Origin of the sequence: Staphylococcus debuckii (genome assembly GCF_003718735.1) — a bacterium.
Taxonomy (GTDB): domain Bacteria; phylum Bacillota; class Bacilli; order Staphylococcales; family Staphylococcaceae; genus Staphylococcus; species Staphylococcus debuckii.
Genome location: NZ_CP033460.1, coordinates 1,995,334 through 2,009,064, shown reverse-complemented (window position 1 = coordinate 2,009,064; position 13,731 = coordinate 1,995,334). Strand labels below are relative to the sequence as shown.

The window sequence follows — 13,731 nt, the reverse complement described above, 5'->3', positions numbered from 1 at the left end:
TTTAAATTTATATTTTTTTAAGGTTGCGAACTGAGACATAGCAATGTTCGCCGTTTTTAAAATGAATTTCGCGTTCTTTAGAAATGACTTCTTCAATATTGTTGCGGTTAATCACAAAACTGTTATGGCAACGAAAGAAGCGGTCATCTATGTTGCTCAGTTCCTTTAAACTGCCATAAAATTCAATTTGGCGATTATCCAAATGTGCAATTAAACGGTGCGATTTAGAGGAAGATTCAAAGAACATCACATCATCGTAATTCACATATACCGAATTGCTGCCTCTCTTTAATTCAATAGTCTCTACATTGTTTTCTTTTGAAAGAAGTTGCAAACGTGTGAGGGAAGTCTCAAGGCAATCGATAATACGTGATTTCATTTCACTTGGATCGTCTTTAAAAATAAAGTCCATGGCAGCCACTTTATAAACAAAAGTAAGATAAGTGAGTTCGCTGTGACTTGTAATAAATATGATGCTGCCCATCGTATCATATTTCCTCAACTCACTACCGAGTTTAATACCATTAATATCTGCATCTAATTGGATATCCAAGAAATAGCAACAAATTTCGTTTGTTGCTTTCGCATACTCTAATACTTCATAAGGATCCGCAGTTGACAAAACAATTTCTAATGGTTTTTCTTCAATCATAATATAATTATTGATAATTTCTTCGATATGAGAACGTTGTTGCAGATCGTCTTCACAGATAATAATTTTCATTATCTCACTCCTTACGTTTCGTATTGATAATCTCTAGTTTCTGAATAAAGTAATCGTTTTCAATGACTGTGTCCAATAAGACATTATCCTTACTTTCGGATATTTCTTTTAATGTAGACAATCCTAAACCTCTATTATTTCCTTTAGTGGAAAAACCTTCTTGGAAAAGTTCATGCACTTTAGGAATATCTTTCGCACATTTGTTCATAATAATGATCATTACTGAGTTTTCTTCTTTTATAAACCCAATTTGAATCAATGGATTGTCAATTTCTAAAGAAGCTTCAATAGCATTATCTAATATAATTCCAACCATTCTTGATAAATCTATCATATTCAGTGAAATCTCATTAATTTCGTCTGGTACTTCTACACTCACTTGAATATTATTTTCTTGAGCTTGAATAATTTTACTAGTTAGTAAGCCTTTAAGTTCACGTATTTGCAAATGTTCGATACCGTTAATCTTAAATGATTTAGTTTGAATATTATCTTTTAAAGGTGTGATATTTTTATCGAAATAAGTTTTCAAACCTTCCATATCGTCATCTCGTATAAATTCGGACATAGATAATAAAATATTGACATAGTCGTGTCTGAATTTACGCATATCATTATTAATCTTTTCAATACGCACTGTATATTTATAGTAATTATCAATTTCTTGCATTTGACGTTTGTAGCGCATTTCGCGGAGTAACGAGACAGATATGACAATAACCAGTATAACTATTGCTAAAATAAATGCCACATATACTATAATTACAAGTTTGAATGTACTTGATTTATCAATGCTTGATGGCATAAAAGTAAAAAGCATCACAAATGTAAAGAATAGAAATAATGCTACAAGTGTTATGTAGATTTTATTGGTCGATAAATAAGATTGTCTCAAAATTTTAATAAGATATCTCAGTGATAAAGAACAAACTATTGATACAGATACAAATATTAATATATAGATTAAATTAACTATAATTATATTTAAACTACGTATATCAAATAATAAAAATATCAATAGAGTAGACATACTACTGAGATATAAAATTAATATACTTCCAATTATAGTAAGAAAAGAGTAAAGTTTTACTTTTTTATAAAAATACAAAATAGCAGCTATGATTACTATAAATAAAGCAAATCGATTAAAAAAGTAGTAACAAAAACTACCAGTTAAAATGATAAGCAAGATATATAATATATCCTTAGCTGCATATTTAATATTTAAAATTATTTTAGCAATTATGAAAAGCATAACTTCTTGAAAAACTGCTATAAATAAGCTGTTTAAAAGCTCCATGTTTTTTCACACTTTCTAAATAAGAAAAAACTTATTTTTGTTCGTCTAATAGTTCGCTAGGCACTTCTGGTTCATCAAAAAAACCAACACAAGGATTATATTTAGCAATATTGCCAATTTGTTCAAAGATAAAAGCGAAAAGTTTAAAAATACCGTTTAAAATATCCATTTAAATTTCATCCTTTCGATTGTTTTGGAAAAAATATAGGCAATTGTGCAGCACCAATTAAAACGATACCTAACTGTACAAGCTCATTAAAAGGTTGTGGAATAAAGAACGAACCAATGAGCAAAATTACAGTTATACTAATAGCCATAATTTTTTTCTTTTTCTTCATGTGATTTGGAATAGGCTGTTTAAGCGTTGCAGCAGGAGCGTAGATACATATCAATACAAATGCAACCGCTCCCATTACTGTCATAAAAATTGGTGGTATATCGATAGAAACCAATATCCACGGTAAAATTACAAATAACATAATACTTTCTATATAACATGCTAATTTTGATTTCGCATGTGCGCCATGTGCATAGTGTCTAATAATGAAGTAGCTTAAATGAACAGTTAAAGTGTATAAAAAAACATGGAATAGAAGAGCAAGTCCATAAACAACTATTGTTTTAAAAAGATTACTAAAGAAAACTTCAAGACCTAATTTGATTTTTAAATAAGCAATTCGATCTAAGTTATTTCTTTTTTGCAAGGCTTGCGCCCAAGCATCAATACGTCTTTCTAAAGCCTTTTGCATAGCCTCACTCTCCTCATTAACATTATACAACCTAAATGTATGCAATTTTCATTTATTGCCTAACTGTTCATTTATAATTCCTAACTGTACCATTATTGCTAATATCGATATTTTAACATAATTTTGCATACAGTTTTGTAGGAAAAACAGTTATTTAGGGAATTTTTAACAAAAGATTTAAACAAGATGTTTTAATAAGGATGTATCACAGAGATGTGATAGAAGTGAAGGAAGAATTTTACTTATAGACATAGGTGAATATATGTCTAAACCTCAAATTCGAGAGGAGGCGTCGAGATGACAGGCAACATTGTAGACACAGTTAAAAGCTTTGTTAACTTGATTCTAGACACTGTAAAAAAATACGCTAAATAATGCGTTGTTCGAAGATTATTTGTATAGAAGAACAGTTTCAGCATTCTCGTTTGATATTCTTCGCAAAGAAAAGAATGGGATGCGCGACTGACCATTAAAAAATTGTAAAGGAGGTATGTCACATGGCAGGCGATATCGTAGGTACAATCGGTGATTTCGTAAAATTAATTATCGAAACAGTAAACAAATTCACTAAAAAATAATCCCTTTTATTTATTGTCCTTTGAGTATAAGCACTAAATTGTTTAATCCTTTTCAGGAGGGAATGTTTGTCCTTGCATTTCCCTCCTGTTCCTTATAGCTTATCTGTTGGATAGAACATTTAATAGATAAACTGTAATTAAAATTATCGTGAGCATCATTAAATTTATCATATATCGGTAAATTCACTAAAATTTTTCATAATTAATAACATCCCCAAAAATAGATAGAAAAATAACTGTAAACATTCCCTTAATAATAAGTTTAATAGCCCGTGAGTTCCTCCCAAACTCACGGGCATTTTTTCTTTAATTATCATATTTATAAAGGGCAGGTTTGCGATTTTCGAACACTGGAATATTTTCGCGTTGTTTTGTTACTTCAGCTAGATTAATATCCACTGTTAAAGTTTCTTCTTGTTCGCCAGCTTCTGCTAGTATGTCTCCATTCGGATTAATTACCATAGAATGACCCGCGTACTCTGTTCCGCCGTCTTTTTCAAATCCGCAACTATTACAAGCAACAATAAAGCTGTCATTCTCAATGGCTCTGCTTTGTAATAACGTTCTCCAATGATTTAAACGTGCTTTAGGCCACTCTGCTACATAGAAGAGGATGTCTGCTCCATTGATTGCGGGGTGTCTCGCGATTTCAGGAAATCTTAAATCGTAACAAATAATTTGAGACGCTTTGACATTTCGAGCCAGCTGGAAAGTATAAGGTACTTCTTGCCCTCCATTTAAAAATAGATGTTCATCTAACATCGGGACAAGGTGGATCTTATCATATTGATAGAGAAGTTCTCCTGTATTACTGACTGTAAATGCAGTGTTATATACTTGTTGGTTTCTGCTATTCGAAACCGATCCCGCAACAATTGTGACATTATATTGTTGGCTTAATTTCTGGATAAAAGGGAAGTTCTGTTGTAAATCTTGATCCGCTAATTGTTCCAATTTATCTAAGGCGTAACTGTTATTCCACATTTCGGGTATGACTGCGATTTCTGTATCTGAGTCTAATTGCTCTGAAAATAGAGCTTCAATTTTTTTCTGATTAGCTTTTGTATCTGCAGGTTGAATATTGAATTGGAAAAGTTGAATTTTCATTTTGCGTCATCTCCCTCGCTTTTATATTCACTTTACTAAATTACGAACTGAAATTCCAATGTTGCAAATATTCAAATTACTCTTGCATACAATAGTAAATATTACAAATTATTAATAATATTAATAGTTCATTTCAATCAGTCCAACTTATAGAATTTATCTTCATCTTCTTATATACTTAAATTGATTACTATATTTTTGTAAGAAGGGAGGTGCTTTTTGTGATGAAAAATAAAATTATAAAAAATCTATCAATTTCTGTAGTAGCAGCTGGATTTCTTTTTCCATGTGCGCATTTGAATGCTTCAGCCGCAGAATCCCAAAACAATAATGAAGTTCCGCAAGTTAACACGGCGACAGAGGATAATAGTGATGAATCACAACAAAATTCGAGTCAAAAAAGCCGAGATATTCAGAACCAAGGTGTTCAGCCTCCAAATAAGCCGGAAATAAACAATGGTGAATCTGATCCGGCCACTAATGTACCAAAACAAGATGATAGTAATAATCCATCAAGCCCAGCTGATGATAATCACACTTCGAATAAAGAAGAAGCATCACATCCAGATTCTTCAGGTGCTCAAGTTCCATCAAACAATGGGGCAAATGGAAATCAAACACAAAATCCGACTAACCATTCTGAAGAAACAGATGAGAATGCAACAGGTTCAAAACCTAATACCACTCCAAATAATAACGAGAATAATAGTGCAGGTGAAAATGCTGAAGAACATCAACCTAATGAATCAAAACCTCCTGCAAATAATACTAAAAATGAAAATGCTGAAGAACCTAATCAGCCGAATGCACCTTCCAATGGGCAAGAAAACGGAAATGCGCGTCCCACAAACACGGGGGAACACAATGAAACAACAAAGCCGAATCAACAGCCGGGTAATAGTGAAGAGCATCCTTCAAATGTAGACCCGAATGATGGTAAAGGTGGCAGTGGCAGTCACTCAACGCATGTTAAGAATGATGGTTCTGAAAAAGAGGGCGCGGGAACTGCCCAACCAAATAAAGAAGAAAATCATACAAATACAGGTACTGAACAACCAGATTCGCCGAACCCTAAAAAAGATACAGAGTCGACGAACGAGCCTAAACAACCTCAACCACCAAAAGGGAATCAAAATCCGAAAGCGCCATCTCAAAATCATCAAACACCAACGCGTCGTCCTCAACCTGACTTGAATAAGGATAAACAACAAGATACAAATACAACAGGCAGAAAAGAAAATAATTATTATAAAGAAAAGAATGGATATACAAAATTACCGAATAATTCTAATAAAGTTCCGACTAAAAATTGGAATAATTATCCTTATGCAAAAACGAGTGGGGCAACTGAGCAGCAAAATAAAAAGCACCCTAATCGCAATTCATGGAAAGGCAACTTTTATAATAATTTAACTCAGCCTCCAACTCAGCAAAAAGCATCTGATAAGACAATGCATAAGGCTAGTCAATATCTAGTGCCTTTTACTACTATGAATTTAGCAGGCAATCGCTTTGGACATATTGTAACGGGTTCCTTTAAATACAATCCGTTTGTTATCAATCAAGTGAGCCGCATGAGTGAAGATAGTAATACCACTGAAGGCGATATCCATAGTGCTTTAGAACATCAAAATTTTGCGAGTAATCGAGATTTAAATAACCTTCAAGAAAGTACGGGTTATTTTAAATATCAATTTTTCAACCCAACAGATGCTCAACAATATTATGATAATTTGGATGTGCAAGTATTAGGACTAATTACCGGGGATATTGGTTCAATGCCTGATTTAAAACGCACTAAGAAAAGTGCTAATTTCGAAGTAGGGTCTACTAACCATGCTAAAGATTACTCAGAAAAAATTGATAATACTAAGGAAGAGGGAAAAGAAACCAAAACAGAAAGTGAAAAAATTGAAAAAGGTCACCCTCGCTTAATCGCTACATTGTTAGCAACATTCGGAGCAGCGTTTATATGGTTTATTATTTTAATGATTATTCATCGCAGAAATGATGAGAATCAAGAAAAAGAAGATTAAATTGATGAGGACTGTCAAAGTTTATAGCTTTGGCAGTTTTTTTCTAAACAAAAGACCTGATATACGTTTGAATTGTATATCAGGTGATAATACTAAGTAAGAAAAATATGTAGTATCATTTGCATAGATTCTTGCATTTCTTTTATTTTGTCGGCAAATAAGAATTGTATAACCACTACATAGCTGTTCATCAGAATATGAATACATATTGGTACAGCAATCCGTTTGGTATAAATATAAAAGCCGGATAAAATAAAGCCCATACCGAAGTAAACGATAATAAATGATGGATCGTTATGCGCTGTAGCAAATAAAGCTGAACTTACTGTAGCAGCAATAATAAAACGAACTACTTTATTGCCTTTCAGTATTTCATAGATATTGCCGAAAATAACTTTTCGGAAAACAAATTCTTCTAGAAGAGGTCCAGCAATAGTCACTAGAATAATGAAAATTGGAGCTTCTTGAATCATTTTCATAATGCCAGTTGTATTGGGACTCGGTTGATCCACTTTGAACACAAATTGGTTAATCAATGATGCAATCACTTGATACACCAATACGACGATTAATCCTACAAGCGCCCAAGGAATAACGAACCGTTTCTTTACTTTATCGTTTGCTATATCAAGATGTGTAGGGTTTTTTACATGGTTATTCATCCATAATATTAAAATCGCAGCGACAACCATTAAGCCGACTTGCGTATAGGATGTAGCAAGCATTAAGGATTTGCCTTGCAGTCCCTTGTATACACCTGCACTATAGAAACCTTGAACTCCGAATAGTGCGCATGCGTATACGATTAGGGTAAGTATTGAAAACCATAATCGCGACATAAGTTTCAATCCTCCAAATTAATAATTACTTCTATTCTATACTAAAAGAAGGATAGACGAAAATATAATTCTTAATGCTTGATGTTTTGACCTATTTTGATTAATATAAGAAGTAAATTAGCACTCTTGAATTGAGAGTGCTAAAGCAATTTGATTAATAAATAATAAAATTAAAGATTTGAAATGCAATATGCAACATATCAGAGGAGGAACGCTTTATGCTAAAACCATTAGGAAATCGCGTGATTATTAAAAGAGTCGAAAGTGAACAAACAACTAAGAGCGGTATTGTATTAACTGATAAAGCTAAAGAAAAATCAAATGAAGGTAAAGTAATCTCAGTTGGACCAGGTAGATTACTTGATAATGGTGAGCGAGTAACTCCAGAGGTCAAAGAAGGAGACACAGTGGTGTTTGAACAATACGCTGGCAGTGAAGTGCAAGTAGGAGAAGAGAAATATCTTGTAATCAACGAAGAAGAAGTTCTTGCAATCGTACAATAAAAACAATATCAATCACATTAACACAGGAGGCTATAATTTATGGCTAAAGAAATCAAATTTTCTGAAGATGCACGTCAATCAATGCTTCGCGGGGTAGATCAACTTGCGAACGCAGTTAAAGTTACAATCGGACCTAAAGGACGCAATGTCGTTTTAGATAAAGAATACGGCGCACCTTTAATTACAAATGATGGTGTCACAATTGCTAAAGAAATCGAACTTGAAGACCCATACGAAAATATGGGAGCTAAATTAGTTCAAGAAGTAGCAAATAAAACAAATGAAATTGCTGGTGACGGTACAACTACAGCAACAGTATTAGCACAAGCTATGATTCAAGAAGGGTTGAAAAACGTAACAAGCGGTGCTAATCCAGTAGGTTTACGTAAAGGTATTGATAAAGCAGTAACTGAAGCGGTGAAAGCTTTACATGACCAATCACAAAAAGTTGAAAATAAAAACGAAATTGCGCAAGTTGGTGCGATTTCAGCTGCAGATGAAGAAATTGGTCAATACATTTCTGAAGCTATGGATAAAGTAGGTAATGACGGCGTTATCAGTATTGAAGAATCTAATGGCTTCAATACAGAATTAGAAGTGGTAGAAGGTATGCAATTTGACCGTGGCTACCAATCACCTTATATGGTGACAGATTCGGAAAAAATGGAAGCGGATTTAGAACGCCCTTATATTTTAGTAACAGATAAGAAAATCAGTTCATTCCAAGATATTCTTCCTTTATTAGAACAAATTGTTCAATCTAATCGTCCTATTTTAATTATTGCAGACGAAGTTGAAGGTGACGCTTTAACAAATATCGTATTAAACCGTATGCGTGGTACATTTACTGCAGTCGCAGTTAAAGCACCTGGCTTCGGCGATCGTCGTAAATCTATGCTTGAAGATATTGCTATCTTAACAGGTGCACAATTTATTACTGATGATTTAGGTTATGACTTGAAAGATGCAACTGTTGATATGTTAGGTACTGCTAACAAAGTAGAGGTTACTAAAGATAACACTACAATTGTTAACGGTGACGGAGACAAAAATTCAATTGATGCACGTGTAACACAATTAAAATCACAAATTGAAGAAACTAACTCTGATTTCGACCGTGAAAAATTACAAGAACGTTTAGCTAAATTAACAGGTGGCGTTGCTGTAATCAAAGTAGGGGCTGCTAGTGAAACAGAATTGAAAGAACGTAAACTTCGTATAGAAGATGCTTTAAACTCAACACGTGCAGCTGTTGAAGAAGGTATCGTAGCAGGCGGCGGTACTGCATTAGTGAATGTATATAAACAAGTGGCTGAAATTGAAGCGGAAGGCGATGTTGAAACAGGTATCAATATCGTATTGAAAGCACTTGAAGCACCAGTTCGTCAAATTGCTGAAAATGCTGGCTTGGAAGGCTCAATTATTGTTGAAAAACTTAAACATGCTGACCCAGGTGTAGGTTATAATGCTGCAACAAATGAATGGGTAAATATGTTAGATGCAGGTATCGTAGATCCTACTAAAGTAACACGTTCCGCATTGCAGAACGCAGCAAGTGTAGCCGCAATGTTCTTAACTACAGAAGCAGTAGTAGCAAAACTTCCTGAAGAAAATAATGATGCAGGCGGCCCAGCAATGGGTGGAATGCCAGGTATGATGTAAAATAGGTTCTGAACCGTTGGTGTTGCAGTATTTATGTTTTTGGAATGACATAATTATTTGAATAATATTTTTTAAGGCGTTTCCCATAAGATTAGTTAATCTTTTGAGAAACGCCTTTTTTATTACTAACTCTAGTGACTTCAAATAAATTATTTTATATTATATGCGTGGTTAGACTTAAAATATAATGTATAATTTGAGATATAAAAAGATAAAAGGAGATAAAGAATGTGGAACTTTTAGAACTTTTAGCGCTTTTTTTATCAATAGGATGTACCATTTATATTTGTAAAAATTTATTTTTAATTTCCCTCAATTATGTAGGAGAGTTTATATATTCTCTTCACATTTCTAGATCAGAGGATGGAAATCAATTTATTGGTCTAGTGAGTACTATAATCTTTACTCTTATAGCTTACTTCATAATATTGATTTTGAGTTATATAATATTTAAAAGGTTTTTCCTGATTCCGATAATAGCACTTTGTTTATATTTTAGATTTGGAACGGATACTGGTAAATAAATGTGTTATTTTACAGGTTGTCGCTATCTCAATAGATAACGAGCTTGCCTCACGTCTTTTTTTATCCTAGTAGGAGTTAGAGGGCTGGGACGGAAATAATTTTTATTTAATATTATGACTATCCCGCTCTTCAACAAATATAAAAGTAATTTTAAATTTGTTCTATAAGAAAATCTACATCTTTTTCACGTGTAGCCCAACTAGTAGCGAACCGAACAATTTTATGATTGTCATCAAATTTTTCCCAGCATGTAAATTTTACTTTTTTACTGAGTTCAGTAATTGTACGATTATCAATTAAGAAAAACTGCTGATTAGTAGGAGAATCTATATATAATTGATAACCCTTATTTACAAAAGCCTTTTTAATCTTCATCGCCATTTTTACAGCATGCGCGCTGATATCAAAGTATAAGTTGTCCGTAAATAAAGTTGAAAATTGCACACCCACAAGTCTGCTTTTTGCTAAGAGTGCACCATGTTGTTTGATAACCGTGTTGAAATGTTGCGGCTTATATTGTTGAGAAAATACGATTGCTTCGCCATACAACGCACCGATTTTAGTACCGCCTATATAAAATATATCTGCTAAGCGAGCAATATCTTTAATATCCACATCAGCTTCTGAACTAACTAAACCATAACCTAAACGTGCACCATCAATATAAAGCGGAATATTGAAGCTCTTACAAATGTGAGATAATGCCTCAAGTTCTGATTTTGTATAGAGTGTGCCGTATTCTGTTGGATAAGTAACGTAAACCATCCCCGGCGTGACCATATGTGTGTAGTTAGAGTCTTCATACAAGTCGTTGATATATTTTTGTACTTGATCTGCCGTGATTTTTCCTTTTTCAGATGGGAGAGTAAGTACTTTATGACCTGAAAACTCAATTGCTCCCGCCTCATGAACATTGATATGGCTTGTGTCTGCTCCAATAACACCCTCATATTTCTTTAGTACTGCATCAATAACTACTTGGTTTGTTTGTGTGCCACCGCTTAAAAAATATACTGATGCATCTGGTTGTCCGATTACATCTTTAATTTTTTCGATGGCTTCTTTACTGAATGAATCACTACCGTAGCCTGGTTCTTGTATATAGTTCGTTTCAACAATTTTTTCTAAAACTTTTTCATGTGCGCCTTCTAGATAGTCGTTCTCAAATGAAATCATGTGTTAATCCCCCATTAAATGTTGTATTGCAATTTAGTAATATTTATATATTTTAACAGGTTCTGCCGCATCTACCAAGTTATTTTTTTAAATATTCAGAAATTTATTGCTAGACATTAGCTATTTGGAGTATTGGCATTTACTCATTTTAACGAAAATTAAAAGTTGCACTACATTTATTAGAACAATAATGCTAATATATTAAACATAGTAATTTAGTAAGAAATAGAAGGGGATAACACCATGACAAAACGATTAATTATAGTATCACTTATTTTTGCATGCATACTTGCAGGGTGCGGTAAGCAAAGTGCCAAAGAACCTGAGCAAAAGAAATTTACGATTGCTTTTGGTGTTGGTACATATGAAGAGCAATTCAGGAAAGGTATATTACCCATTTTGAAAAAAGAAGGATATGACGTGAAAATCAAAACTTTTTCGCAAAATGATCAAATAGATCCCGCTATGATCAAAGGGGATGTAGATGCTTCAGTCTTTCAAAGTAGAGCGTATATGAATAGTATCAATAACAAAATGAAAGGCCACATGATAGTGAATAATGATGTGCCGACTGCTCCGCAATCATTGTGGTCTGAGAAACACTCTTCTTTAAAAGAACTAAAAGACGGTCAAACAATCGCAGTTCCTAATGATCCAGTCAACCAAGAAAGAGCTTTTCGCATCTTTGAAAAAGAAGGCTGGGTAAAAATCGATAAAGACGCAGGGACTGTTAACTTTAATCAAAATAGCGTGAAACCTGGCAAGTATAATTTGAAATTTAAAGAGTTACATCCTGCACAGATTTTACGTTCACTAGATGATGTGGACTATGGCGTGGTAAATGGAAATTATATCGCGGATTCAAAGCGTATCATTGCAGATGGATTATTAGTAGAGAAAACGCCTCAGCAGCATAAAGTTGTTTTGACGATTAATGAGGAAAATAAAGATACTGATTGGGCAAAAGCGCTTAAAAAAGCATATTATTCTAAAGAATTCCAAAAATGGTATGAGAAACAAGATAAATATAAAGGATTTATTGTGCCGAAAGAATGGAAGTAAGTGTAACACCAAAGAATCTATACAAACTAAAACTCCCTATAAAGCTCTGACTGCTTTATAGGGAGTTTACTGTTTAACCATATCAATAATTTTAAATATTAAGCTTTCAAGTCCGCAATGCCTTTAGCAATTGAATCGAAAACATGAGGAATATCATCTTTTTCGATACAGCTAAATGCAACACGGATGTCAGTATCATTTAAAGCAATTGTACCGATGGAGTATTTTTCAATAAGATGCTTACGCAATGTTTCAGCATTAACACCATTAACTTGAATAGCCATAAAGTATCCAGAGTTGAAGTCATACGTTTTCCAAGCATCTTTATATTTATCATCATATACCACTGATTTAGTAACTTCATAACGTTCTTTCAGTGTATTGATATGTTTTTGAACATCTTTATCAAATTGTTCGCGGTGTTCAGGTTGCAATACATATTTAACAGCACTTTGAGAAGGCATTGGACCGCTAGAAATATTACTACGAATTAATCCTTTAACTTTAGCTTCAAGCACTGCTTTCGTCATCTCATCTTGAATACCGAAAGTGATAAAGCCGACACGTAATCCCCATGCGAAGAACTCTTTAGTGGCTCCATCTAATCTAGCAGGCAAGATATTAGGTGAGTGGATTTGTGTTAAAGCTGAGAAAATAGATTGAGTATAAACATCTTCATAGAAAAGACCGAAATATGCATCATCTATAATAGCAATAACTTTAGTTCCGCGTTCTGCAAGTTCTTTAATTGCTTCAGTGAGTGATTTAACTTCTTCTGCAGTAGGCGTATATCCAGTTGGGTTGTTAGGATAATTTAATAATAAAATCACTTTATCATTTTTATAGTTCTTAAGTGCATTTACGAACCCATCAGTCGTATAATGATTATCTTCATCGAAAATTGAATAAGTTTGTAATTCGGCACCGTGACGTGTATTGAAAATTAATTTATAGTTTCCCCAATTTTGTTTAGGTAATAATACAGTGTCTCCTGAATTAACAAATAAATCTGCTAATAAAGATAATCCATGTGTTAATGCATTAGTTACGACAGGTCTGGAAATCTGCTTTTGTGTTAAATCAGTATTCTCTTGCAGAATCTTCTCTTCCCAAAGACCACGTAATTCTTCAATACCTTGAGGCGGTGCATATGGAAAAATTTCATCTGGATCAAGATGTTGATATAAATCATAGATAGTTTGTGAATAAAGTTTTCCGTTATCATCTGTAGCCATTCCAATTGTCGCATTGTACTTAGTAGTTTTTGCTTCTGCTGATTGAGATAAAATACCTTTCGGATAAAACATGTGTTTTCCTAAATCAGAAAGCATATCCAAAATGACAGGATTGGATTGAGTCAGTTGCTCATTTAAGTCTAGTGCTAATGGGTTCATAATAAATTCAGCCTCACTTTTTAAGTCTTAATTTATTACTATCTTATCTTGAATACGTAGAAATATAAAGTATAGT

13 protein-coding genes are annotated in these 13,731 nt (G+C 33.4%); 5 read left to right on the top strand and 8 right to left on the bottom strand.

The window, feature by feature from the left end; genetic code table 11:
* Positions 1 to 7: 7 nt before the first annotated feature.
* From agrA to CNQ82_RS09625, 4 genes are read right to left on the bottom strand one after another with little or no spacing between them, the layout of a single operon-like run.
* Positions 8 to 724 (bottom strand): quorum-sensing response regulator AgrA, encoded by a 717-nt coding sequence (gene agrA, locus CNQ82_RS09640; RefSeq protein ID WP_123145083.1) that lies wholly within the window; start codon positions 722 to 724, stop codon positions 8 to 10.
* 4 nt (positions 725 to 728) lie between these two features.
* Positions 729 to 2,024, bottom strand: coding sequence for a quorum-sensing sensor histidine kinase AgrC (gene agrC, locus CNQ82_RS13475; RefSeq protein ID WP_123145082.1), 1,296 nt, complete (start codon positions 2,022 to 2,024; stop codon positions 729 to 731).
* A gap of 31 nt (positions 2,025 to 2,055) precedes the next feature.
* Positions 2,056 to 2,193, bottom strand: coding sequence for a cyclic lactone autoinducer peptide AgrD (gene agrD, locus CNQ82_RS09630; protein ID WP_095104393.1), 138 nt, complete (start codon positions 2,191 to 2,193; stop codon positions 2,056 to 2,058).
* A 7-nt stretch (positions 2,194 to 2,200) separates the two neighbouring features.
* The gene (locus CNQ82_RS09625) at positions 2,201 to 2,773 is read right to left on the bottom strand and encodes an accessory gene regulator AgrB (protein ID WP_123145081.1); all 573 of its coding nucleotides are present in this window, start codon (positions 2,771 to 2,773) and stop codon (positions 2,201 to 2,203) included.
* Positions 2,774 to 3,270: 497 nt separating this feature from the next.
* On the opposite strand from CNQ82_RS09625, the gene CNQ82_RS13470 reads away from it, so the two are divergent.
* Complete coding sequence (locus CNQ82_RS13470; protein ID WP_047132799.1) at positions 3,271 to 3,351, top strand: delta-lysin family phenol-soluble modulin; 81 nt, start codon at positions 3,271 to 3,273, stop codon at positions 3,349 to 3,351.
* 306 nt (positions 3,352 to 3,657) lie between these two features.
* Here the strand turns inward: CNQ82_RS13470 and CNQ82_RS09615 are convergent, their stop codons facing one another.
* On the bottom strand, positions 3,658 to 4,458 hold the full coding sequence (locus CNQ82_RS09615; RefSeq protein ID WP_123145080.1) for a carbon-nitrogen family hydrolase: 801 nt from the start codon (positions 4,456 to 4,458) through the stop codon (positions 3,658 to 3,660).
* A gap of 224 nt (positions 4,459 to 4,682) precedes the next feature.
* Between CNQ82_RS09615 and CNQ82_RS09610 the strand changes: the two genes are divergently transcribed.
* On the top strand, positions 4,683 to 6,494 hold the full coding sequence (locus CNQ82_RS09610; protein WP_240624946.1) for an SdrH family protein: 1,812 nt from the start codon (positions 4,683 to 4,685) through the stop codon (positions 6,492 to 6,494).
* Positions 6,495 to 6,586: 92 nt separating this feature from the next.
* Here CNQ82_RS09610 and mroQ read toward each other — a convergent pair whose 3' ends face one another.
* Positions 6,587 to 7,333, bottom strand: a complete 747-nt coding sequence (gene mroQ, locus CNQ82_RS09605) for an intramembrane glutamic endopeptidase MroQ (protein WP_123145078.1) — start codon at positions 7,331 to 7,333, stop codon at positions 6,587 to 6,589.
* 218 nt (positions 7,334 to 7,551) lie between these two features.
* Between mroQ and groES the strand changes: the two genes are divergently transcribed.
* Together groES and groL are read left to right on the top strand one after the other, a co-directional pair.
* Positions 7,552 to 7,836, top strand: coding sequence for a co-chaperone GroES (groES, locus tag CNQ82_RS09600; RefSeq protein WP_123145077.1), 285 nt, complete (start codon positions 7,552 to 7,554; stop codon positions 7,834 to 7,836).
* Positions 7,837 to 7,875: 39 nt separating this feature from the next.
* The gene (groL, locus tag CNQ82_RS09595; protein WP_123145076.1) at positions 7,876 to 9,498 is read left to right on the top strand and encodes a chaperonin GroEL; all 1,623 of its coding nucleotides are present in this window, start codon (positions 7,876 to 7,878) and stop codon (positions 9,496 to 9,498) included.
* 675 nt (positions 9,499 to 10,173) lie between these two features.
* Here groL and CNQ82_RS09585 read toward each other — a convergent pair.
* Positions 10,174 to 11,199, bottom strand: a complete 1,026-nt coding sequence (locus CNQ82_RS09585) for a threonine aldolase family protein (protein WP_123145074.1) — start codon at positions 11,197 to 11,199, stop codon at positions 10,174 to 10,176.
* A 243-nt stretch (positions 11,200 to 11,442) separates the two neighbouring features.
* Between CNQ82_RS09585 and CNQ82_RS09580 the strand changes: the two genes are divergently transcribed.
* Positions 11,443 to 12,261, top strand: a complete 819-nt coding sequence (locus CNQ82_RS09580) for a MetQ/NlpA family ABC transporter substrate-binding protein (protein WP_123145073.1) — start codon at positions 11,443 to 11,445, stop codon at positions 12,259 to 12,261.
* A 98-nt stretch (positions 12,262 to 12,359) separates the two neighbouring features.
* On the opposite strand, the gene CNQ82_RS09575 is transcribed toward CNQ82_RS09580, so the two are convergent.
* Complete coding sequence (locus CNQ82_RS09575) at positions 12,360 to 13,655, bottom strand: aminotransferase class I/II-fold pyridoxal phosphate-dependent enzyme (RefSeq protein ID WP_123145072.1); 1,296 nt, start codon at positions 13,653 to 13,655, stop codon at positions 12,360 to 12,362.
* Between the last annotated feature and the right edge of the window lie 76 nt (positions 13,656 to 13,731).